Below are 21347 nucleotides of genomic sequence, written 5' to 3' on the forward strand. Positions count from 1 at the left end.
AAATCCTGTCAGGAAATCTTATCTTGACAGGACCAATTTATCAGTTGCAGTGAATTTACTCTTTTTTAGATTTAGGTTTTTTCGGCGCCTCTTTTTCCTTGCTCGCTGTGGCTTTCTTTTCTTTGGCTTGGGCTACTTTCTCCTTCACCACTTCTTCAATACGGGCTTCTTCGGCAGCATTCGGTTCGTCTTTAGATACCAAACCTTTCGACTGCAAAATATTGTACCAATTCAAAACCTTTTTGATATCTGAAGGATAAACGCGGTCTTGGTCATAATCTGGAAGCACTTGTTCAAAATAAGCAACCAATTTGGCGTTGTCTTCTTTATGAGAAATGGCCGGGCCGTTGTTCTCCATGGCCGCGATGGCACGCATTACTTCCGCCAACGGCTTCTCGGCATTATGTGTATAAATAGAAATTTCTGTGAGCAAACTCACGTTGCTTCTCAACCCGACAGTTACCTTTTTCCCGTCTAGTAGTGATTCTGCAACGAATCCGGTGCGTGTTTGCATTTTTAAGGCATAAATTCCGGGCATTCCGGAAATGGCTAATATTTTCTCTAAATTCATTTTAAAAAACTTGATTTGGTATTGGTTAACGTATTATCTTCCTTTTTTGGCGGCGTATTTCATCTTGTAGTCCGGATGGGTTTTGCCTTCCATAATGTTCTGTAATTTCTTTTTAATCAGTTGTTTTTTTAGGCTGGAAATTCTATCTGTAAACAGGATGCCTTCGATATGATCGTACTCGTGTTGAATTACGCGGGCAATCAAACCGTCGAACACTTCCGTTTTTTTGTTGAAATCTTCATCGCAGTATTCCATCGTAATTCGTTCGTGGCGATAAACGTCTTCACGTACTTCAGGAATACTCAAACAACCTTCGTTAAAACCCCACTCATCGCCTTCTTCCTTGAGCATTCTTGCATTGATGAAAGTGCGTTTGAATTGTTTTAAGGCAGTTTGTTTCTCTGCTGAAAGATCTTCATCTTCCCCAAAAGGCGCGGTATCAATAACGAACAAACGAATAGGCAACCCTACTTGAGGCGCGGCTAAACCAACACCGTAAGCATTATACATGGTTTCGTACATATTGGCAATGGTCTGTTTCAAATCGGGGTAATTTGGAGTAATATCTTCGCAAACCTTTCTCAGTACCGGATCGCCATATCCTATAATAGGTAAAATCATGGTGTATTTGTTTTTTCTTGCGGAGCGATGCGCTGCGTTAGTCGGCAAAAGTAAACAAAAATTACAGACAGAAAAGTAGCCCGAAAAGAATTACCATATTTTTATAAACCGACCAATTCAAATCATTTTTCGCGTGAGGTAATCACGGAGCATGATTGCGGCTGATATCTCGTCGATCAAAGCCTTGTTCTTTCGTTGCTTTTTTGAGAGTCCTCCGTCGACCATCGACTGAAAAGCCATTTTAGAAGTAAAACGCTCGTCAACCCTAATCACCGGAATATTAGGAAAACGCCGGATCAATTCCTCAACAAACTTATCAATCAAAACCGCACTTTCCGATGGCGTTCCGTTCATTTGCTTTGGATCGCCAACTAAAATCTTCGATACCGATTCGGCACTAAAATATTCCTCCAAAAAATTGAAAACCAACGACGATTCGACTGTTGTCAGACCCGAAGCGATGATTTGCAACTCATCAGTAACGGCAATTCCGGTGCGTTTTTGGCCGTAATCGATGGCTATAATTCTGGGCATTAGAAACAAAATATTTGGTTATTTCAACAAAGATAAACCGATGGGCTACTACAGCCTGAAATAGTTATTAACATTTAACTGTTAAAAAATAATGTTTCAAAGGTCAGAAAAACCAACGTTAACTCAGAAAAAATAGCTTAATTGCGCTACCAAATCAAGTTTGATGAAGCTTAAAAACCTGTACTTCTTATTGACGACTCTGATTACGTTGAGCGTTCAGGCGCAATACAAAGTATTCTCTTATAACCAGATTCAGTCTAGAAACGAGATTCAGGAATGGGGAAATACACAAACCATCAGCCCTGAGAAAGCAGAATTTGGCGCCAATGAAATCAACCTAAAAATCGACAAAGATTATCACTTAACCATAGTTTCTAAGACAGATTTACCTAACAAAGGCACTATCTATCTCTGCAAAGACGAAAAATCAGACCCAATTACTATAATGCTTTTTGACAATATCAAAATGTATTTGTACGCCAAAACCAAGCGTTTTCTGATCAACTTCGAGCGCAGTTCTAGCCTAGGGCAACTCGCCGATTCAGACTAAAACTTCCTAATTATTCTATTTTCGCTTTTTCCTATTTTAAAAAATGCCACTATATTTGTGCAAATTCTTAAAATATGAACCAGCTACGCTCAATCATTGAAGCTGCTTGGGTTGACCGCAGTTTACTCCAACAATCCTCAACCATTAACGCAATCCGCGAAGTAATAGAATTAATTGACTCAGGAACTTTGCGTGTAGCAGAACCAGCTGCCGAGGGTTGGCAAGTCAATGAATGGGTTAAAAAAGCTGTCGTGCTCTACTTCCCGATCCAAAAAATGGAAACTTTCGAAGTAGGCATTTTCGAATACCACGATAAGATGCCGCTAAAAAAAGGTTATGCTGAAAAAGGTATTCGCGTAGTGCCACATGCAGTAGCTCGTCATGGTGCATATATTTCAAAAGGAGTAATCTTGATGCCGAGTTACGTTAATATTGGCGCCTACGTAGACGAAGGAACCATGGTCGATACATGGGCAACGGTTGGCAGTTGCGCGCAAATTGGTAAAAATGTTCATCTTAGCGGAGGTGTCGGAATTGGTGGCGTTTTAGAACCACTTCAAGCCGCACCTGTGATCATCGAAGACGGCGCTTTTATCGGTTCTCGTTGCATTGTAGTGGAAGGCGTTCGTGTTGGTGCAGAAGCGGTTTTGGGCGCCAACGTATGCTTGACTGCCTCGACAAAGATTATTGACGTAACGGGAGGTGAACCTGTGGAAACCAAAGGTGCTGTTCCGCCTCGATCGGTCGTAATTCCCGGTAGCTATACCAAAAAATTTAACGCAGGCGAATACCAAGTGCCGTGTGCTTTAATTATAGGTCAAAGAAAACCATCTACCGATTTAAAAACTTCACTCAACGACGCTTTAAGAGAATACGACGTAGCGGTTTAACCTTATTTTCCTCAATGAATAACTACCTGAGCGTCTTAAAAAACCTTACCCGAAGGCTAGCCATAATTTTTCTAAGCTATCAGGCTTGCAGGTTGTTATTTGTCATTTTTAACCGCAGTCACTTTCCCGAAATTACTTTTCGTATGTTACTCGGTGGCGCTATTTATGATTGGTCCGCGATTGGCTACATCAACCTTCTTTTCATATTACTGCATTTGCTTCCAGGGAATTTCAAATACAATAAAGGCTACCAAAGCGGATTGAAAATTGGCTTTTTTACAATTAACTTAATTTTTATTGCTACCAATTTTGTTGATTTCGAGTACTTCAAATTTACCGGAAGAAGAAGCTCTTTCGGGCTCATTACTGCTAAAGGAATGGAAAACGAAATTTCAGGTTTAATACCTTTATTTTTAATTCGTTATTGGTATCTACCTATAGGATTTATTCTGATTTGTTTTTTACTTTGGCGGCTTTTGTCGGCTCCGAAAATTAGCTTTCCACTTGAGAAATTATCGGGTAAAATAATCCTAAAACAAACGGGAATTTTATTGCTTGCCATGGCCTTCGGATTTCTGGCTGCCCGAGGTGGTATTGGCGAAAAACCAATTAGAATTGTAGACGCAGTGAATTATGCTTCTATCGGAAATACGGCTGTTGTGCTAAACACTCCATACAGCATTATGAAAACACTCGGCAGTAAAGAAACGCTAACCGATCCGAAGTTTTACAGTCAAGCACAACTCGACGCGATATTTAATCCTGTAATTACCACAAAACCATCAGGCCCGCCAACTAAGAAGAATTTAGTGATTGTTATTCTCGAAAGTTTTGGTGACGAGAACATCCACATCGGAAACACACCTTTCTTAGATTCGCTTATCACAAAATCCTATTATTTCAAAAATGGTTTTGCTAATGGGAAAGTTTCCATTGATGCCGTTCCCTCGACCATGTCTAGTATTCCGAGTTTGATGAATACGCCTATGATTTCGTCTGCATACTCGCTCAATGATGTCTATGGTTTGCCAAAGATTCTTAAGAAGCAAGGATACGCCACTTCGTTTTTTCACGGTGCTTTCAACGGCAGTCAGAACTTCGACCAATATTGTAAAGTAGCCGGTTTTGATCAGTATTACGGTAAAAATGAATATCCAAATGACGACGCTTTCGATGGCAGTTGGGGTGTTTTCGACGAAGAATTCCTGCAGTTTTTCTGTGATAAAATAAGCACTTTCCCATCGCCGTTTTTTGCATCTGTCTTTACAATTTCTTCCCATATACCTTATACGATTCCAGAAAAATATAAAGGAAAGTTTCCAAAAGGTACAGAAGTGATTCACGAAAGTGTTGGCTACACAGATTATTCACTACGGCAATTTTTCAAGAAAGCCAAAACCCAACCATGGTACAACAATACACTGTTCGTATTCACTGCAGACCATACTTCATCGTCAGGCCGTGGAAAGTATACCACCAACGTCGGCAAGTTCAGGATTCCAATTTTCTTTTTTGATCCTTCAAAGTCTGAATTTCAAGGTGTTTCTGAGAAAAATTTCCAACAAATTGACATTTTACCCAGTGTTTTGGATTATTTAAACATCGAGTCTAAGGTGGTTTCTTACGGAAAATCATATCTTTCGCCAAAAGATTTTGTGGTTTCTTATGTAGATAATGTTTACAATTACATCGATGGTGATTATTATTTGGCTTTCGACGGCAATAAATCCATTGGGTTGTATCAATTCAAAACCGATCCGTTGCTTAAGGATAATTTGCTAACCAAATCTCCAGAGATTCGCAAGAAAATGGAAACTTTTATCAAGGCTTACATTCAGTCGTTCAACGAAAGAGTGAGCAATAACCAACTGACTGTAAAACCCTAACACCGCATGAAAATTCTCGTAATCCAGCAAAAAATGATTGGTGATGTCTTGGTGAGCAGCATTATCTGTAACAACCTTAAGAAAGCTTATCCGAATGCCCGGATTGATTATCTGGTTTACGAATCGACAACTCCTGTTCTGGAAGGCAACCCGAACATTGATCACTTGATTTTATTCAAGAAAATCCACCGCAAGAGCAATATAGCCTTTTTGAAATTGGCTTGGCAAATCCGCAAAGAAAAATACGATTTGGTGATTGACGCCTATTCTAAACTCGAAAGTTGGGTTTTTGTATTTCTGAGTGGCGCCAAACGCAGGATTTCCTACAAAAAGCCCTGGCGCAGTTTTCTTTACACCGACAACCTACCGTTTTCTTCGTTTCCGAAAACCAATTTAGGGCTGGCTATTGAAAGGCGTTTGTCTCTATTAAAACCTTTGGATTTAAAGATTGAAATCGATCCGTATCCAAAACTTTTTGTCACTGAATCAGAAAACCAGCAAGCCCAAGACTTGTTCGCCCAGCATGGTTTGGATTCAAGTCGCAGAACAATAATGATTAGCTTAATCGGTAGCGAGCCATCGAAAACTTATCCATTAGAATTCATGGCCGAAGTAGTCAATCAGATTGCCCAACGCAAGGTGAATATTCTTTTCAACTATTTTCCGAAGCAAATCGATCAGGCAAAAAAAGTATACTCGTTGTGCACCGAAGCAGCCAAAGAGAAAATTTATTTTGATCTTTTAGGTGATGATTTGCGGTCATTCATCGCCATTATGAACCAATGCGATATGATTATAGGCAATGATGGTGGAGCGATAAACATTGCAAAATCATTGCAAAAACCGGCTTTTATCATTTTCTCGCCTTGGATCGAAAAGAAAGTTTGGGCCACATTCGAAGACGGCATTCATCAAGCTTCAGTTCATCTCAAAGATTATCAACCCGAACTGCTTTCTTCCTACACCGAGAAAGAGCTCAAGGAAAACACCCCCGAGCTTTATCGCTATTTCATTCCTGAATTATTTAGTGGGTTTCTCGATGAATTTCTCGATACCAACTTAGCAGCAGGTTATTCCGAATCAGCACTGACCATTGCTCCTGTACGATTGCCGCTTAGCGCTTTGATTATAACCTATAACGAAGAAAATCACATCAGCGAAGTACTGCATGACATTGACTTTGCCGACGAAATTATTGTGATTGATTCGTTCAGTTCTGATAAAACAGTCGAACTGGTCAACGATTTCAAAAAGGCACAACTCATTCAGCACAAATTTGTAGATTATAGTTCACAGCGGAATTTTGCCATCGAATGCGCCAAAAATCCTTGGATTCTTTTCATTGATGCCGACGAGCGATTCACTGACGAACTCAAAGAAGAAGTCATTGAAACCATTCAAAAGCCGAATGCTGCCAGCGCTTATCTTTTCTATCGTATTTTCATGTTCGAAGACCGAAAACTAAATTTCAGTGGCTGGCAAACAGATAAGATTTTCCGACTTTTCCAGAAAGACAAAGCACATTATGTCACCGAAAGATTGGTACACGAAAAACTGACCGTAAAAGGAAAAATCGCAAAGTTGAAACACAAGTTAATTCATTTCTCTTATACTGATTTTGATACCTATAAGAGTAAAATGGTCAACTACGGAAAACTTAAAGCCAAGGAAGAACTTGCCAAAGGCATCCGACCAAATTTCTACCATTTCTATCTGCATCCGGCCTACAAATTTTTGTATCAATTTATTGTCAGACTTGGTTTTTTAGACGGAAAGAAAGGTGTCATTGTTTGCTACCTCAATGCGCTGAGTGTGTATGTGCGTTACCAGGAATTACTTAAGATGCAACGAAAGAAATAAACTATTTACGCAGCAAGAAGCGCTTTTTTAGCTCAATCTTTTTCTGAAACTTCTTTTGGAAATCATCGGTATAAAACCACAATCTTTCAGCGATTTCGGCTTCAGATTTCTGTCTGTAATGTGCCGCATAGAAAGCACTCATTACTTTTACCATCTCTTTCTTCGGTGTTAAATGAGACAGGTTTTTCATGCGCGATTCGAAGTTCATACTCTGGTGGAAATTCATTCGGTTCAAATCCACCAAATAAAAATCATACTTGCCATTTTGCGCCTTTTTAATCAACGTATTTCCTGGCGAATGATCTAAAAATTCAATGCCTTTCTCATGCAGTTCGAAACAGAATGCCATGAACTGACACAAAATGTTATCCCAATCTGGAAAATCCGGATTTTCAACCAATTCGCGAAAAGTCAAATCAACAGTCAATTGCTCACTCACATAATAACTATTTCCGAAACCGAAAAACACCCGTTTTTCAAAATAAGCAATCGGTTGCGGCGTGCCAATACCGTTTTGCAAAAGCCGATTCGCAAATTCGTAGGAACGTCTGGCTTTGGATTTTCTCAAGTAACGATAGGCGATTCGATTGATCAGGTTTGGCACCTTAAACGACTTGATGTTCAGGGTTTTCCCGTCTAGTTCGAACAGTTTAATCTTGTTGCGTTGCCCATCCACAAAGAGCGTTCCCGAGGTATCGAAATGTTCAACGTACTCGATAAGTTGAGGCGTATAGCTTCGGAACTGGGAATGTATCTCTGAATGCATCAATAGGTTTTAGGCCGACAAAAGTAGGTATTGCATTATATTTTTCCAATTTAATCGCTACTTTTACCGCAGGTTGATAACGATTTAACAACTGAATTATTTTATCGGTTTGAAAATTAAATCATTATTGTCATCTGTTTTCTAATAACGAAAATACCTATGCCGCATTCCGCATCGCCGATTAGCCAACAACTTTACTTGGTTTTTTTATTCAATTTGGCCTTAGTGCTGATTATTGCAACTGCTTATCTTAATTTTCTTGAAAACGCCAACGGCTTTTGGCTCAATCTTTATCTCGGCATCACTACGGTATGCCATTTTTTTGTTATTGCCGCCTTGCCTTTGTTGTTGAGTTTGTTGGTAAATTTCTTGACCAAATCAGTAGCCATCACACGTGCGGTAAATATTTTCCTTTCTACTTTAGTATTGGTAATCATTAAACTCGACGCCACAATTTTCGAGCAGTTTCGGTACCACCTCTCGCCTATTGTGTTTAAGTTGGTTTTCGGCAAGCGCGCTTCAGATATTTTCCAATTCTCAACCAGCAATATTGCCATGGCTGCGGCTTTTATTGTTGCCTTGCTGGGTTTGGAATTTCTTTTCCACTACTTTTCGAGGAAAATCTTGCAACGAAATATTAGCTTAAAAATAAAACCAACGTTGGTGATTTTATTTATCGGTCTGCTAACTTCACATTTAGTTTACGCTTGGTCGGATGCCAATTATGTACGATCGGTGACGCAACTCAAGAACGTTTTTCCGGTGTTTTATCCGCTGACTGCCGATGGTTTGATGATGAAACTCGGACTTGTCGATTTAGAGAAAGCCGAGAAAAACAAACAAATGGAAATGGTTGCCAGTTCTGATTTGGTGAATTATCCGCTTAAAGAAATTGTATCGAAAAATCTATCGCCTAAAAAAAATATACTGTATTTAATTATTGATACATGGCGCAACGATTTTATGAACGAGCAAGTCACACCAAACATTTATCAATTCTCAAAAAAATGCCAAGTATACACCAATCATTTGAGCGGCTCAAACATGACCACCGGAGGAATTTTTTCTCTGATTTATGGTATTCCGGCCACTTATTTTGACACTTTTACGGGAAAAGAGATCCAGCCGGTATTGACAACTGAATTACAAAAACAGCAATATCAGATACAGATTTTAAGTAGTTCGACTGTTGAAAATCCGCCGTTCAACCGAAATGTATTTACTAATATTCCGAATCTCAGACTCCAATCAAAAGCGCAAACAGCTTCAGCGCGCGATGCGGAAATTAATGAATTATGGCTCAACGGTTTTGACAAGCTCCAATCCAAACAACCCTTTTTCGGATTTTTATTCTACGATTCTGCGCACGGTTTCGACCATCCGAAAGATTATAACCCAATTAAACCCGAATTGGCCGAAATGAATTATTTGCTGCTCGATGGCGATTACGAGCCCACTTTACTAATGAATCGCTACCGAAATTCGTTGCATTATGTTGATAGTTTAATTGGAAAAGTGCTAAATCAGCTTGAAGAAAAAGGCGTACTGGAAAACACCATTATCGTGATTACTGCCGATCACGGACAGGAATTTAACGAAAATAAGAAAGGCTATTGGCAACACGGCGGAAATTTCACCGATTATCAGATTCATGTACCGCTGATGATTTTCGATGCTTCTAAACCGGCTAAAACTTACAGCGAGAAAACCCTACATTACGACATTGCACCGACGATTCTACAACATTATCTTGGAGTAAAAAACAACATGAATGACTATAGTTTCGGAAATGATTTGTTCCAACCAGTGCCTAGAGAAAGCTTTATTTGCGGTTACAACCAACGTTTTGCGATTATCGAAAAGAACCAAATTACCAACATCTACCCTTCAGGTTTGTTCGATGTTACTGACCAAAAACTCAATCCGCTCGATGATGCGCACATCAACTACGATTTGGTCGCCAAGGAAATGAAGCACATGAATCGCTTTTATAAACTGAAAAAGTAACGGGCTTATTTAAACAGAAATTTAAACCATTGCCCGAAGTTTTTCTTCCAAAGGTAAAACTTGGTAATCTTTAAATTTTCAGAAGTAGCCACATAGTGTTTGATTTCTTCTATTTTTTTGGTTGGGAAATAACTCAGCTTTTTCCAGCGCTCGGGTTCGATATAATAGAAATCAGTCATCGATTGGTAGTTGTTTTCATTGACCGAAATCCATTTGTTTAAGAAATCTTTATTGACATCGATATTGTGCGACCAATTCTCAAGTTTGAAACGCAGTTCCGATTCTGATCTCGCGACCGATTCATGCAACACCATGCTGTCGAGGTAAATCACACGTTCATTAGTACGACGCGCGATTTTGTAGTTTGGATAATTGGTAGCAAAAACTGATTTCTGTGGTTTGTCGATGTAGAGAATGCCGTTTTCGGTGTATTTATAAATGATGAGCCAAAACGCAAAGATTTGGATTTTGTGTTTTTCGGGCTCATCCAGATAAGAATCGTACTTTCTCAAATCGGTGATAAACTTCTCAAAGTCGATGAAATACTCGTCAGAATCAACCTGAATTAACCAATTGCCGATGCCCATTTTGTGCGAAAGCATTGTTCGCTCGCGCGTGTCGTTTTCAATCGTGGTGAGTTCGGGTATGTAAAAATCGTCTTCGTAAATTTCGATTTTATGGTCAACATCGAATGCCTTTAACCAATCGTAAAATGCCGGATCAATTGTAAAATTCTGGCCTTTCCAAGTTCTGAGTTCTTTGTCGCGAGCCAAAAAAATTCGGTCGGCAGCTTGATATACCGGCGGCAAAGAGTATTTCAAAAGCTCGTAATCATACGATAATAAGAAACCAACGTGTATTTTTTTCATTTTGTGATGAATTATAGATTTAAGAAAACCACTTTGCCATACGTTTTAGCCTGCGTAGGAAAAAATTGGCTTTGATTGTTTGGCCTTTGTATTTGCCTTTGCTGATTCCGCTGGCTTGATAATATTGGTAATCAATGCCAAAATTCTCAAACCAATAACCAAATTTTATTGGGTTTTCAGGGTTTACAGAAGGAAATTCAAAAGCATCATCAGTCAGTACGCGCATCAGTTCATCATGACTTTTCGGAATCACGGCACACTGTAAACTTTCATAGGCAGCTCGGCCTAAAAGCACAACTTTTTTCCCTGCAAACGCCGCTTCAACACCAACTGTTGAAGTAAAAACGATGATAATGTCGCTTTTCTGTACAAGTTCATAACTGTCTACGCTGTCTTGAGGCGCTATAACTTCAATGTTGGAAGCTTTGATTTTTTCATCGATGAAGCGGTTTTGCGTATTATTGAGCCCTTTTAAATTCGGATGCACACGCAAATACAACTTAATATTCGGATAAGCTTTCAAACTTTCACAGATTTGCAAGATTCCATCGTTATCATTGGTGTAAAACTTCGGTCCGAAACCTGATAAACCTTCGTATTCGTCTAGAGAAGAATTGAAAATGGTGATGATTTTCTTGTCTTGGTTGGCTTTGAAACTTTCCGGCAACTGTCCGTAGTTTTGATTTTTAGTAAACGAATACCAAGCGTCTTCGATGCGTTTAACCCTTTTGGCAAAAAACTTCGCACCGATTTGCTCTCGATCGGCACCTGCATTTTGCCACAAAGTTTGAATCTCTTCAGCAATAGCTTCAAAAGAATGTGGAATCGAATTGAAACGGAACAAGAAATTTTTCATTTTTCCGCCGCGTTCATGTGTGGCATAAGTGATTTTCCGATGCTCGCAAACCCTTAATAAAGGACGGTTTTCAATAAATCTGCCGTTGAAGATAATCACTAAATCGGGTTTGATTTTCTCGATAACCAACTGAAAAACTTCATACAAATAGGCACCGGTAAGCAAACCTCTACGAATGAAATCTTGGTATTTAAACAAATCTGGTTCATGATCGCGGGTATAAGAAACTAGTGAAGACATCGTGGCCATGCCGTTGTCGTAAGTTTTGTATTGGTGTGCTTTAAGTTCGTCTTTGGATTTAAAATTAAGCTGTGGTGAATATCCTTGTTGCTTAAAATCAGTCAAAGAAAGGAAATCATTGTACTGAAGCTTGTACAAATTCCGATGATTTTCAACAGTAGTCTGAAGCAGTTTTAAACCATTCTCTACTCGCGAATGACATACTTTGCAGTGCATCAGTCGGTGTTCTGGGTTGTGAAAACAAGCTTGAAAGTCGCCCTTGCAAATTATCCAGTAAATCGTATTGCCTTGTTGCAGCAAGCGCTCCATTATCTCTAACTCCGTTTCCAAATGTGGTGTAGGATGATTCGAAGTTTGCAGCAGTATGGTTTGATTCTTAATCGTATCTAAATGCGTCATCAACTAAAAAGTGGTTTAAAGATTTCCTTGAAATTTGGCAACTTTTGTCTGTAAATGAAACAGCTAAATGCACTGTATCGATAAGACTTTTTCGCTAATATTCTGATAGAAATCGGAAACAAATATACTTAAAACATAATTCTTTTGAGTGGCTAATTTTGAAGCTTTTTTGGTTCCAAATGAATATCTTTGCAGCAAAAATTAACTATGGATCTTAACGCTGAAGTGCACCAAGCCTTCGAAGTAATCAAAAACGGCGGCATTATCCTTTACCCGACCGATACTGTTTGGGGCATTGGCTGCGATGCAACTAACGCGGATGCCGTGGCCAAAATATACAAACTCAAGCAACGTGAAGAAACCAAAAGCATGATTTGTTTGATGAATGGCGAGCGGATGATGTACAACGTTTTCAAAGAAATTCCTGAAGTTGCATGGCAAATCATCGATCTGTCGGAAAAACCTACCACTTTAATTCTAGACAATCCCAGAAATGTGGCAGCTAACATTATTGCGTCAGACCAAACTCTTGGAGTTCGCTTGGTGAAAGAACCATTCTGCTACAAACTCATGGAGCGTATGAAAAAACCATTAGTATCGACTTCCGCCAATATCTCCGGAGAACCGACACCAAACTCGTTTAAAGAAATCAGTCCGGAAATTCTAAGCGGTGTTGACTATGTTGTAAATTTGCATCGTGAAAAAGTAGGCGGAAAACCATCTACGATTATCAAACTCACAAACGATTCACAAGTAACAATCATTAGAAAGTAAATTGCCGCAAAAGCGTACATACAATCGTCAATTTGTGGTTACAAACAAATGAATTTTAAGTCAGCATTAAATAAAGAAATATTCTCGGTGGTGAGTCAAGCAGCCAGCGAATTGCATCTCGAAAGTTATGTAATTGGAGGCTATGTACGTGATTTTTTACTTAAACGTGATTTCAAAAAAGACATTGACATTGTGGCGGTAGGCAGCGGAATAGAATTGGCGCAGAAAGTTTCAGAATTGCTCCCGAATAAACCCAAAGTTCAGGTGTTCAAAAATTACGGTACCGCAATGTTGCGCTTCAACGATACTGAAATTGAATTTGTAGGCGCGCGCAAGGAAAGCTATCAATTCGAAAGCCGAAATCCTACAGTGGAAAATGGCACATTAGAGGACGATCAGAACCGTCGCGATTTTACAATTAATGCACTGGCATTGTCTTTAAATACAGAAACTTACGGAGACTTACTTGACCCATTCAATGGCCTGGAAGATTTAGACAATCAAGTCATTAAAACACCTTTGGATCCAGATGTAACTTTTTCAGATGATCCGCTCAGAATGTTGCGTGCAATTCGGTTTGCGAGCCAATTGGGGTTTGAAATTGACGCGAAAGCTATAGAGTCTATTACTCGCAATCAGCAGCGCATTGAGATCATTTCCGGCGAACGAATTGTGGAAGAAATCCATAAGATTTTGCTAACCCAGAAACCATCTTCAGGATTTTTGCTCTTGCATGAAACCGGCTTGCTTGCCCGGATATTACCCGAACTCACCAATTTGAACCAAGTAGAAGAAATTGAAGGCCAAACCCACAAAAACAACTTTTATCATACGCTGGAAGTGGTAGACAACATTGCCCAAAACACAGAAGATTTGTGGTTGCGATGGGCGGCTTTGCTGCATGATATCGGAAAAGCACCAACCAAACGTTTCAACAAAAAACAAGGTTGGACTTTTCACGGACACGAATTTTTGGGTGGAAAAATGGTCAAAAAAATATTTGAACGTTTGCACATGCCTTTGAATCATAAAATGAAGTTTGTTCAGAAAATGGTGATGATGAGTTCGCGCCCGATAGTGCTTTCACAAGACTTGGTGACCGATTCTGCGGTGCGAAGACTAGTGTTTGACGCCGGCGAAGATGTAGATGATTTGATGACTTTGTGCGCTGCCGATATTACGACCAAAAACCCAGCAAAGTTCAGGAAATACCACAGTAATTTTGAAATTGTACGGCAGAAAATCATTGAAGTAGAACAGCGCGATCAGATTAGGAATTTTCAACCGCCAATTACCGGCGAAGAAATCATGGCGCTTTTTAACTTAAAGCCTTCACGTGAAATAGGAATTTTGAAAGAAGCCATTAAAGAAGCAATTCTTGAAGGTGAAATTCCTAATGAACATGTCGCGGCTTATGAGTTCATGCTTAAAAAAGCCAAAACCATTGGGTTAATTTTGCCGGAAGCAAAACTTGAAATTTTAAACGATAAACCTACTGAAAAAGAAAACCATAGCCCCGATTGAAACAGCATCCTTTTGCGCGCTGTAGTTCATAATTACACTTAAGTTGTAAGCGCAAAAGATATCGTGGAAAGCGGGATTAAGCTTCTAAAAAACATGAAAAACAAAAACAAATCGGTGATTATTTGGTTGCTCTCGGGCTGCATTTTGGTGTTTATTATGGTAGTCGTGGGCGGCATTACCCGACTTACTAATTCAGGCCTTTCAATGACTGATTGGCATTTAATTACTGATACTTTTCCACCGCTTACCGAGCAGAAATGGGAACATGCTTTTGAGCAATACAAGCAATTTCCAGAATATCAAAAAATCAATATCCACAACAATTTTACGCTGGATGATTACAAGTTTATTTACTTCTGGGAATGGTTCCACCGATTCATCGGACGCGTAATTGGCTTGGTGTTTATTCTGCCGTTTGCGTATTTCCTGATTAAGAAAAAATTAGACAAAGCTACTTTAGGTAAATGCTATGTTTTGCTCGGAATGGGTGCTTTGCAAGGATTCTTCGGCTGGTTTATGGTGAAAAGTGGCTTGGTTGATAACCCAGATGTGAGCCATTTCAGGCTGGCTTTGCACCTGACTTTTGCGTTTCTGACCTTTGCTTACACGCTTTGGGTAGCACTAGATTTGATTTATCCGGAGAGAAAACTTCCGGTTTTAGAATTGCGTAAAATTGCTCGAATCGCCTTGATTTTACTGCTTATTCAGATTGTATACGGCGGTTTTGTAGCCGGTTTAAACGCAGGCTTGATTCACAATCATTGGCCCATGATGAGCGACGGACAGTTCATGCATGAAAGCGTAGTGCTGGAAAAAGATTCTTGGCTACTCAGATTGACCGAAGGCAAAAGCGGCGTTCAATTTGTACATCGAACTATGGCTTATTTGGTAGTTGGCGTAATATTGTATTTGTATGCAAAAAGCAGCAAAATTGGCACCGATTCGCAACAACAAAAAGGAACTCAAATGATGGTGTTGTTGGTGTTCGTGCAATTTGCTCTAGGCGTTATTACCTTGTTATATTCGGTGCCATTAGCATTAGGGTTATTGCATCAAATCACGGCTTTCTTTTTACTAACCGCAACCACTTACACCTTGCACAGATTGAGCAAATAAGGCAGTTTTAGACTACAAAAAAAGAAATAGAAATAATCTATGATGGTTTTTAAAATATTAATTTCTATATATTTAACAAAAATATAGTAAAGTAATATTTTAAATTCTAGATTGTCTTTTCACTAAGTACTTCCTTGCCCGAAGTAACGCACTACTACCCTAGCCAAGTTTTAAATTCCGCTACTTTTTCACGGCTCACAATGACCTCATCTTCTTTGTATGTGGGCAAGATTACTTTGAGCCTAGAATTGCTGTAAAGTTGTATTTCTTTGATGCCTTTCATAGGCACGATAAACTTGCGACTCACGCGAAAAAAATCGTTCGGATCAAGTTCGGTTTCGAGTTGTTCCAAAGTAGTGTCAAGCAAATAGTTCCGGTTTTCAAAAGTGTGCAGATAAGTACCTTTGTTTTCGCTGTAGAAACATTCTACTTCTTCGATATTGACCATTTTGAGCTGTTGCCCCATTTTGATTGTGAAACGCTTTTTATAAACTCGATCGACAGGATTGACCAACATCTTGCGAATGGCTTCAAAATCAAGCGCCATATTTGAAGTTTGCTGGTTGCGGGCTTTGAATTTTTCGATGGCGGTGGCTAAATCGTCTTCGTCAATCGGTTTTAAAAGATAATCAATACTGTTGAGCTTGAATGCTCGCAAAGCATATTCGTCATAGGCTGTTGTAAAAATGACAGCACTTTGAATGGAAACCTTTTCGAATATCTCAAACGAAAGCCCATCAGAGAGCTGGATGTCGAGAAAAATCAAATCCGGATGTGGATTTTCTTGAAACCAAGCGATGGATTCTTCTACTGAATGCAGTAAAACAGTTACACTCAGCCCGAGCTTTTCCACCTTACGTTGCAACAATCTAGCAGCGGGTTTTTCGTCTTCAATGATAATAACTTTCATGCTGTGTTGGTATTGGCTTTATTCCCATCGGTTGTTTTTCTCGCGTTCCATGAGCTGCTTAATTTTGCGCTCTTCCCAATCTTTGCCCAGTATAAAAGTCGGTAAAAAGACTGTCAATCCGTGTGCTACCAAACCAATTCCCCAGAAAAAAAACAGTGAAAAATGTTGCAAACGAAGGCTTTCTCCGGCAGGCAATTCTTGGTAGTTTGCAACAATAATAATCGTGTTGATGACCACATAAACAATCAAGTGCGTATAAAAACCTTTGATTTTCTTAACCCTATTTTGGGCTTCGCGGTACCGGATTTCGTCTATATTCTCCATCTTATTCGTATTTAGGTTTGTTTTTTTCTTCGTCCATGAATTGCTTGATTTTGCGCTGTTCCCAATCTTTGCCTAAAAACGGAAACCAGTTGAAAACCTTCATCGCATGACTGGCAACGCCTATTCCCCAGCCTAGCATGGTCCAGAGGAACCAAAGATATTCGGGACTGTACTTGAGGTTAATGAATATCAAGAAACCCATCACAAGAATATAAATCGCAAAATGTGTGTAAAATCCTTTGATTTCGTTGACTTGCTTTTTGGCTCTTTGGTATTTTTCGTAATCGGTGTTGAATTTTTCCATGATTAATTCCATTTATCGTTTTGATTTTCCTCTTTCAATAACTGACGTATTTTCTTTTCTTCCCAATTTCGCGCATAACCAAAAGTACTCAGTGCATGAAACGTCACGCCCATACCCCAACCAGCCATTGGAAACCAGAACCATTGAAAGCCACCGCTTTGAAGGTTGATCAATATCAATATCGGTATAACGCAACAATACGAAATCAGGTTACCGTAGAATTCCTTTAGATTCTCTACACGCGCTTTTGCTTTTAGATAAGCGCTATTCTCATTAAAAATATGTTGTGTGTCCATAGCGACTATTTGTTTGGTTAAAATAGGTATTTTGATTTTGAATAACTCCGGCGTTTGCTCAATCCGAACTTCGCGTTGGGAAATTAAAGCATATCGGTTCACAATATTTTGCAATCCGACGCCTTGACGGTCTTGCAAGACTTCTTTGCGTTGCAAGTTGTTCTCGACGATAAGATAATTGTCGTCGATATAAATTCTGATATTGAGCGGCTTTTGCTGACTAACTACATTGTGCTTAATGGTATTCTCGAGCAATAATTGCAATGACAGTGGCACTACTCTAGCCTGCTCGTTTTGGTAATGTTCAGGCAGTTCGTAGTTGATGCTGTTCTCAAAGCGCATTTTGAGCAAATTCATGTAGGTTTTGGCAAACGACAGTTCTTCTTGTACGGTCACAAGCTCTTTGTCTTTCTGCTCCAACACATAGCGGTAGATTTTTGATAACGAAGTCGTGAACTTTTGCGCATTCTCCTGATTTTCCTCAATGAGAGAACTCAGTACATTCAAACTATTGAACAAAAAATGCGGATCAATCTGATTTTTTAAACTCTCGAACTTGGCACTGGCGGTATTGGCAATGATTTTCTGCTCTTTGACCTTGCTTTCGTTGTAGGCTTTATAGAAGTAAAAAGCGTGTAAACCCAAGGTCACAATAAAGGTTACGATAATCGCGACCAAGTAATTGGCCAATTGCTCTTGCGCCCAGAAATCTGCAATTGTTCTGCCTTCGATGAGTACGTCTTCAAAAATACGCAAGATAAAAATCACTAAAATCGAAATCAAAAACGAACAAGTAAAGCCAACAATAATGCGTTTTTTGTTGAATCGGTCGGCTTCAAAAACTTGATCGAGATAAATGAACAGTGCCGCATTAGAAAAATAGAGCGAAAAACCGTACAACATTGTATAACCAAAATTAATCAGTAAACCCAAGTCGAAGTTGATTGTTCTTCCGACCATCAGACTGATGAGCTGCAACACCACAAAAACAGTGATTGCAATAACGAAGGCTCTCGGAAAATCTCTTAATAATTTACGGACCATGATGGTTAACTTTACCGTTACTTATTACATTCTTTCTGAGCTTCAAGCGCGCGGTCTAAACCCCATTGCGGCGCAAAAGGCATAGATGGTTTGAATTTATTGAACAGTTCAATAGAACGATTGATCTCGGCACACATCGGCTTGGTATCGGTTCCGAAGTACTTTGCGCCGCCGATTTCATATTCCGCTTTTCCAAACACAGCTCGCGGGTTTTCAGGCGCTAAGGCTTGGGCTTTATTGTAAAGTTCAATCACTTTTTGCGAATACTTCATTCCGTATGTCATCGGGTCTGAAGCTACCCAGCCAGTGTAAATCATTGCTTGCATCACCAGAATTTCTGAGTTATTCGAATCTTTTGCCATTTCTATATCAAGCGCATTTTGGGCTTTGTTCAGCACAGCACTGACCATCGTTTTATCTTTCATCCCAAAAGAGGAAACCGTATTAATGAATGCGATGTAATAATTGGGCAGCCAACTGTTTTTTTCTGCACCTGCAATACGTTCCAATAAATCTGAAGCTTCTTGGCTTTTGCCTTCTTTCCAGAGTTGCATGGCTTTACCCATTCCTTCTTCAAATTTGCTTTGTGCTTGTGTGAAACCGAAAGTTAAAAGCGCTACTGCTAAAAATAATTTTTTCATGATGTTTAATTTTTATTGGTTATTAAATTCCTGACAAACTTATGGTGCCGATCTCATTTTTAAAATTGTAGTTGACCGAACCGTCAATTTTTGAGGATGAATTGTAATTAAAGATTATTAAGTTGATTGTCTTTCTTATTATCGCTGATGGTCCAGAAGAAACCTACAAAGAAAAAACGGTCTGCCGTGGGCGTGATTTCCCTTCTGTTATAGACACCATTTACAGCATTATCCGCATACTCATATCCGAAAATATTCTGAGTACCTAGCACATTGGAAACCGAAAAATACAGGATTTTCTGTTGCGTCAACAAATAAGCCCAATTAAAGCTCAAGCTGTTGTAGGCTTTGGTTTTTTGTTTCATAAAAGCATTGGGGTCAATAGCTGTTTTGTTAGGATCGTTATATGGACGACCAGAGCTAAAGGAATGGGTGAAACCAACTTGAGATTTCCATTTCTCAATCCAGTATTTGGTGACTAATGATAAGGTATGCTCAGAAATAAAACCAGGAGTTGCTGACTTAGTAAAATTCTTGTAGTCGCGCTCTGAATCAATTAACGAATAAGAAATCCAGTATTCTAAATTCTTGATGCTGTAGCCATCGCGCCAGAAGAAATCTAAACCTTTGGCATAACCATTACCATCATTAGAATAATTCGAATCGAATTGCGGCGATTTCGTATCGTATTTAACCAAGTTGTCGTAATCCTTGAAATAAGCTTCCGCACGGAATGTCTTCTTGTTCTTGCTGTATTGAAAGTTCAGAATATAATGTGCCGCGTTTTCATTTTCAAAAGAATTTCCTTTGTTGTACTTGATATAATTCACGTTCGGCGCCTGTGAAAATGTACCATAAGCTAACGAAAACTGCGACGCTTTTGCGACTTTATAGGCTAAAGAAACTCGCGGAGACAAGCTACTTTCCTTTATTAAATCATTGTTCGACCAGCGCATTCCTAGTTTTGCAGCTAATTTCTTCGAGAGAAAAATATCGGCTTCAGTATAAAGCGCTCCAATATTGGCGTTGTAATATCCGGCTTCAAACTCGTTATAGTTTTCATCGAATTGGGTGATAAAATAATCAGCTCCGAACGACAACTTGAACCGGTCTGAGAAACCTTTGCGAAGTTTAACTTTCAAATGGGCTGCGTTCTCGGTATTGCGCACTGTATTCAAATCCAGCTTAATATTGTTGTGACTATATCCGAAACCCAAACCAGTGGTGAGTTGCCATTTTGCTCCGAAATTTCCTTTGTAAGAGGTATTGAGGTAGAAATTCCGGTTGTTTAAATTCACTCTAGTTTTCTCGATAGTATTGATGCTTTCCTGATTCAAATCAAAACGCGAGGCATCAAAAGCAGCATACAATTTAAAAAGCCCATTATTAAAACTATAGCGATAAACCGATTCACCCGACAATGACTGAAAGGGTTTATTCCAATCGACATTTTGAGGAATTGCCACTTGGTAAGGCGCTAAATCAATGTAAGTTGTGTTGACACTGAGTGAACTCTTTTTCCATTTTTGCGTATTACCAATACCAAGCCCAACGGTCATTAGCGAAATGTCGGTTTTGTTCTGATCGGCCTCATCTTGAGTATTAAGCAACAATACACTCGATAGCGCTTCACCGTACTCAGCAGAATAGCCGCCAGTAGAAAACGAAATTCCGCTAAACAAAAAAGGTGAAAAACGCCCGCGTGTTGGCAAGTTGTTCGTTGTGGCTCCATAGGGTTGGGCAACTCGGATACCGTCTACAAAGGTTTGTGTTTCTTCTGCTTCACCACCTCGAACGAAAAGGCGTCCATCTTCCGCGACATTATTAGTTCCAGGCAAAGTTTGAAGTGCTGAAACAATATCGCCCAACGAACCGGCTGTGGTAACAATATCCAGCGGCTTCAAAACTGAAACTCGGGCTTTGTCACCTGACTCCATCGTTCCGGCATTAATAATCACTGCGTCGAGTGCCGTTACACTTTCCCGCAATTTTACGGTTCTATTTTTAAAATCAGTTACGTCGATAGGCATTGTAATGGTTTCATACACCAAAGAGCTCACTACAAGTGTTTGGTTTCCTGTAGTGGTTGTGGTAAAAGAAAAATCGCCTTGCTCGTTACTCGAAGCTCCGTCATAGGTTCCGTCGAGATAAACATTTGCGCCTTGAACTACTTTGCCTTTGTTGTCAACGACTTTTCCAGAAATCAGGTTTTGGGCAGAAGTGACAATGGTAAAAAATAACAGTGTCAGTAAAAAAATAATCGTTCTCATCTTTTTGGTTTTATGCCGCAAATCTAGATCGACATGTACAAGTGTGAAACTATTTATCACCGAATTGTTGTAATTTGAGGATGAACTGTAAGACA

Annotated in this window: 20 protein-coding genes; 8 read left to right on the plus strand and 12 right to left on the minus strand. The window is 39.4% G+C overall.

The features are described from left to right. Positions 1–55: 55 nt before the first annotated feature. The 3 genes from G4D82_RS11940 to ruvX form a co-directional block, all read right to left on the minus strand. Positions 56–571 (minus strand): DUF5606 family protein, encoded by a 516-nt coding sequence (locus G4D82_RS11940; protein ID WP_166337523.1) that lies wholly within the window; start codon positions 569–571, stop codon positions 56–58. Positions 572–604: 33 nt separating this feature from the next. Next, positions 605–1192: a peptide deformylase gene (gene def, locus G4D82_RS11945; protein WP_166337524.1), complete on the minus strand. Its 588-nt coding sequence runs from the start codon at positions 1190–1192 to the stop codon at positions 605–607. Positions 1193–1309: 117 nt separating this feature from the next. After that, positions 1310–1726 (minus strand): Holliday junction resolvase RuvX, encoded by a 417-nt coding sequence (ruvX, locus tag G4D82_RS11950; protein ID WP_166337525.1) that lies wholly within the window; start codon positions 1724–1726, stop codon positions 1310–1312. A 163-nt stretch (positions 1727–1889) separates the two neighbouring features. Between ruvX and G4D82_RS11955 the strand changes: the two genes are divergently transcribed. From G4D82_RS11955 to G4D82_RS14510, 4 genes are all read left to right on the plus strand, one after another. After that, positions 1890–2276, plus strand: coding sequence for a hypothetical protein (locus tag G4D82_RS11955; RefSeq protein WP_166337526.1), 387 nt, complete (start codon positions 1890–1892; stop codon positions 2274–2276). A 74-nt stretch (positions 2277–2350) separates the two neighbouring features. Continuing rightward, entirely contained in the window at positions 2351–3166 is an 816-nt protein-coding gene (locus tag G4D82_RS11960; protein WP_166337527.1) for a 2,3,4,5-tetrahydropyridine-2,6-dicarboxylate N-succinyltransferase, read from the plus strand. A gap of 143 nt (positions 3167–3309) precedes the next feature. Further along, a complete protein-coding gene (locus G4D82_RS11965) occupies positions 3310–5052 on the plus strand; it encodes an LTA synthase family protein (RefSeq protein WP_235924345.1) in 1743 nt (580 codons plus the stop codon). Positions 5053–5058: 6 nt separating this feature from the next. Further along, a complete protein-coding gene (locus G4D82_RS14510; RefSeq protein WP_317167570.1) occupies positions 5059–6912 on the plus strand; it encodes a glycosyltransferase in 1854 nt (617 codons plus the stop codon). A gap of 1 nt (position 6913) precedes the next feature. Here G4D82_RS14510 and G4D82_RS11980 read toward each other — a convergent pair whose 3' ends face one another. Beyond that, a complete protein-coding gene (locus G4D82_RS11980; RefSeq protein WP_166337529.1) occupies positions 6914–7678 on the minus strand; it encodes a lipopolysaccharide kinase InaA family protein in 765 nt (254 codons plus the stop codon). 159 nt (positions 7679–7837) lie between these two features. Here G4D82_RS11980 and G4D82_RS11985 point away from each other — a divergent pair, with 159 nt between their 5' ends. Further along, positions 7838–9685 (plus strand): DUF3413 domain-containing protein, encoded by a 1848-nt coding sequence (locus G4D82_RS11985; protein ID WP_166337530.1) that lies wholly within the window; start codon positions 7838–7840, stop codon positions 9683–9685. A gap of 5 nt (positions 9686–9690) precedes the next feature. Here the strand turns inward: G4D82_RS11985 and G4D82_RS11990 are convergent, their stop codons facing one another. After that, the gene (locus tag G4D82_RS11990; protein ID WP_166337531.1) at positions 9691–10554 is read right to left on the minus strand and encodes a hypothetical protein; all 864 of its coding nucleotides are present in this window, start codon (positions 10552–10554) and stop codon (positions 9691–9693) included. A gap of 19 nt (positions 10555–10573) precedes the next feature. Then, the gene (locus G4D82_RS11995; RefSeq protein ID WP_166337532.1) at positions 10574–12049 is read right to left on the minus strand and encodes a capsular polysaccharide export protein, LipB/KpsS family; all 1476 of its coding nucleotides are present in this window, start codon (positions 12047–12049) and stop codon (positions 10574–10576) included. Positions 12050–12256: 207 nt separating this feature from the next. Here G4D82_RS11995 and G4D82_RS12000 point away from each other — a divergent pair, with 207 nt between their 5' ends. The 3 genes from G4D82_RS12000 to G4D82_RS12010 all read left to right on the plus strand — a co-directional run bounded on the left by G4D82_RS12000 (position 12257) and on the right by G4D82_RS12010 (position 15463). After that, a complete protein-coding gene (locus G4D82_RS12000) occupies positions 12257–12823 on the plus strand; it encodes an L-threonylcarbamoyladenylate synthase (RefSeq protein ID WP_166337533.1) in 567 nt (188 codons plus the stop codon). Between the two features lie 48 nt (positions 12824–12871). Beyond that, on the plus strand, positions 12872–14347 hold the full coding sequence (locus G4D82_RS12005) for a CCA tRNA nucleotidyltransferase (protein ID WP_166337534.1): 1476 nt from the start codon (positions 12872–12874) through the stop codon (positions 14345–14347). A gap of 93 nt (positions 14348–14440) precedes the next feature. Then, positions 14441–15463 (plus strand): COX15/CtaA family protein, encoded by a 1023-nt coding sequence (locus G4D82_RS12010; RefSeq protein WP_166337535.1) that lies wholly within the window; start codon positions 14441–14443, stop codon positions 15461–15463. A gap of 154 nt (positions 15464–15617) precedes the next feature. On the opposite strand, the gene G4D82_RS12015 is transcribed toward G4D82_RS12010, so the two are convergent. From G4D82_RS12015 to G4D82_RS12040, 6 genes are all read right to left on the minus strand, one after another. Further along, complete coding sequence (locus G4D82_RS12015) at positions 15618–16373, minus strand: LytR/AlgR family response regulator transcription factor (RefSeq protein ID WP_166337536.1); 756 nt, start codon at positions 16371–16373, stop codon at positions 15618–15620. 18 nt (positions 16374–16391) lie between these two features. Next, positions 16392–16697 (minus strand): 2TM domain-containing protein, encoded by a 306-nt coding sequence (locus G4D82_RS12020; protein ID WP_166337537.1) that lies wholly within the window; start codon positions 16695–16697, stop codon positions 16392–16394. Between the two features lies 1 nt (position 16698). Then, entirely contained in the window at positions 16699–17013 is a 315-nt protein-coding gene (locus G4D82_RS12025; protein ID WP_235924346.1) for a 2TM domain-containing protein, read from the minus strand. Then, on the minus strand, positions 17004–18341 hold the full coding sequence (locus G4D82_RS12030) for a histidine kinase (RefSeq protein ID WP_235924347.1): 1338 nt from the start codon (positions 18339–18341) through the stop codon (positions 17004–17006). Before G4D82_RS12030 ends, G4D82_RS12025 begins: the two co-directional genes overlap by 10 nt. Before the next feature lie 17 nt (positions 18342–18358). Continuing rightward, a complete protein-coding gene (locus G4D82_RS12035) occupies positions 18359–18982 on the minus strand; it encodes a hypothetical protein (protein WP_166337538.1) in 624 nt (207 codons plus the stop codon). A 107-nt stretch (positions 18983–19089) separates the two neighbouring features. After that, a complete protein-coding gene (locus G4D82_RS12040; RefSeq protein WP_166337539.1) occupies positions 19090–21252 on the minus strand; it encodes a TonB-dependent receptor in 2163 nt (720 codons plus the stop codon). Positions 21253–21347: the final 95 nt, after the last annotated feature.

The sequence above is a fragment of the Flavobacterium lotistagni genome, from assembly GCF_011392125.1.
Lineage (GTDB): Bacteria > Bacteroidota > Bacteroidia > Flavobacteriales > Flavobacteriaceae > Flavobacterium > Flavobacterium lotistagni.

Bases quoted from the DNA above. Each gene is read 5' to 3' on its own strand.
- G4D82_RS11940 (WP_166337523.1), bottom strand. From the start codon at position 571: ATGAATTTAGAGAAAATATTAGCCATTTCCGGAATGCCCGGAATTTAT.
- def (WP_166337524.1), bottom strand. From the start codon at position 1,192: ATGATTTTACCTATTATAGGATATGGCGATCCGGTACTGAGAAAGGTT.
- ruvX (WP_166337525.1), bottom strand. From the start codon at position 1,726: ATGCCCAGAATTATAGCCATCGATTACGGCCAAAAACGCACCGGAATT.
- G4D82_RS11955 (WP_166337526.1), top strand. From the start codon at position 1,890: ATGAAGCTTAAAAACCTGTACTTCTTATTGACGACTCTGATTACGTTG.
- G4D82_RS11960 (WP_166337527.1), top strand. From the start codon at position 2,351: ATGAACCAGCTACGCTCAATCATTGAAGCTGCTTGGGTTGACCGCAGT.
- G4D82_RS11965 (WP_235924345.1), top strand. From the start codon at position 3,310: ATGTTACTCGGTGGCGCTATTTATGATTGGTCCGCGATTGGCTACATC.
- G4D82_RS14510 (WP_317167570.1), top strand. From the start codon at position 5,059: ATGAAAATTCTCGTAATCCAGCAAAAAATGATTGGTGATGTCTTGGTG.
- G4D82_RS11980 (WP_166337529.1), bottom strand. From the start codon at position 7,678: ATGCATTCAGAGATACATTCCCAGTTCCGAAGCTATACGCCTCAACTT.
- G4D82_RS11985 (WP_166337530.1), top strand. From the start codon at position 7,838: ATGCCGCATTCCGCATCGCCGATTAGCCAACAACTTTACTTGGTTTTT.
- G4D82_RS11990 (WP_166337531.1), bottom strand. From the start codon at position 10,554: ATGAAAAAAATACACGTTGGTTTCTTATTATCGTATGATTACGAGCTT.
- G4D82_RS11995 (WP_166337532.1), bottom strand. From the start codon at position 12,049: ATGACGCATTTAGATACGATTAAGAATCAAACCATACTGCTGCAAACT.
- G4D82_RS12000 (WP_166337533.1), top strand. From the start codon at position 12,257: ATGGATCTTAACGCTGAAGTGCACCAAGCCTTCGAAGTAATCAAAAAC.
- G4D82_RS12005 (WP_166337534.1), top strand. From the start codon at position 12,872: ATGAATTTTAAGTCAGCATTAAATAAAGAAATATTCTCGGTGGTGAGT.
- G4D82_RS12010 (WP_166337535.1), top strand. From the start codon at position 14,441: ATGAAAAACAAAAACAAATCGGTGATTATTTGGTTGCTCTCGGGCTGC.
- G4D82_RS12015 (WP_166337536.1), bottom strand. From the start codon at position 16,373: ATGAAAGTTATTATCATTGAAGACGAAAAACCCGCTGCTAGATTGTTG.
- G4D82_RS12020 (WP_166337537.1), bottom strand. From the start codon at position 16,697: ATGGAGAATATAGACGAAATCCGGTACCGCGAAGCCCAAAATAGGGTT.
- G4D82_RS12025 (WP_235924346.1), bottom strand. From the start codon at position 17,013: ATGGAATTAATCATGGAAAAATTCAACACCGATTACGAAAAATACCAA.
- G4D82_RS12030 (WP_235924347.1), bottom strand. From the start codon at position 18,341: ATGGTCCGTAAATTATTAAGAGATTTTCCGAGAGCCTTCGTTATTGCA.
- G4D82_RS12035 (WP_166337538.1), bottom strand. From the start codon at position 18,982: ATGAAAAAATTATTTTTAGCAGTAGCGCTTTTAACTTTCGGTTTCACA.
- G4D82_RS12040 (WP_166337539.1), bottom strand. From the start codon at position 21,252: ATGAGAACGATTATTTTTTTACTGACACTGTTATTTTTTACCATTGTC.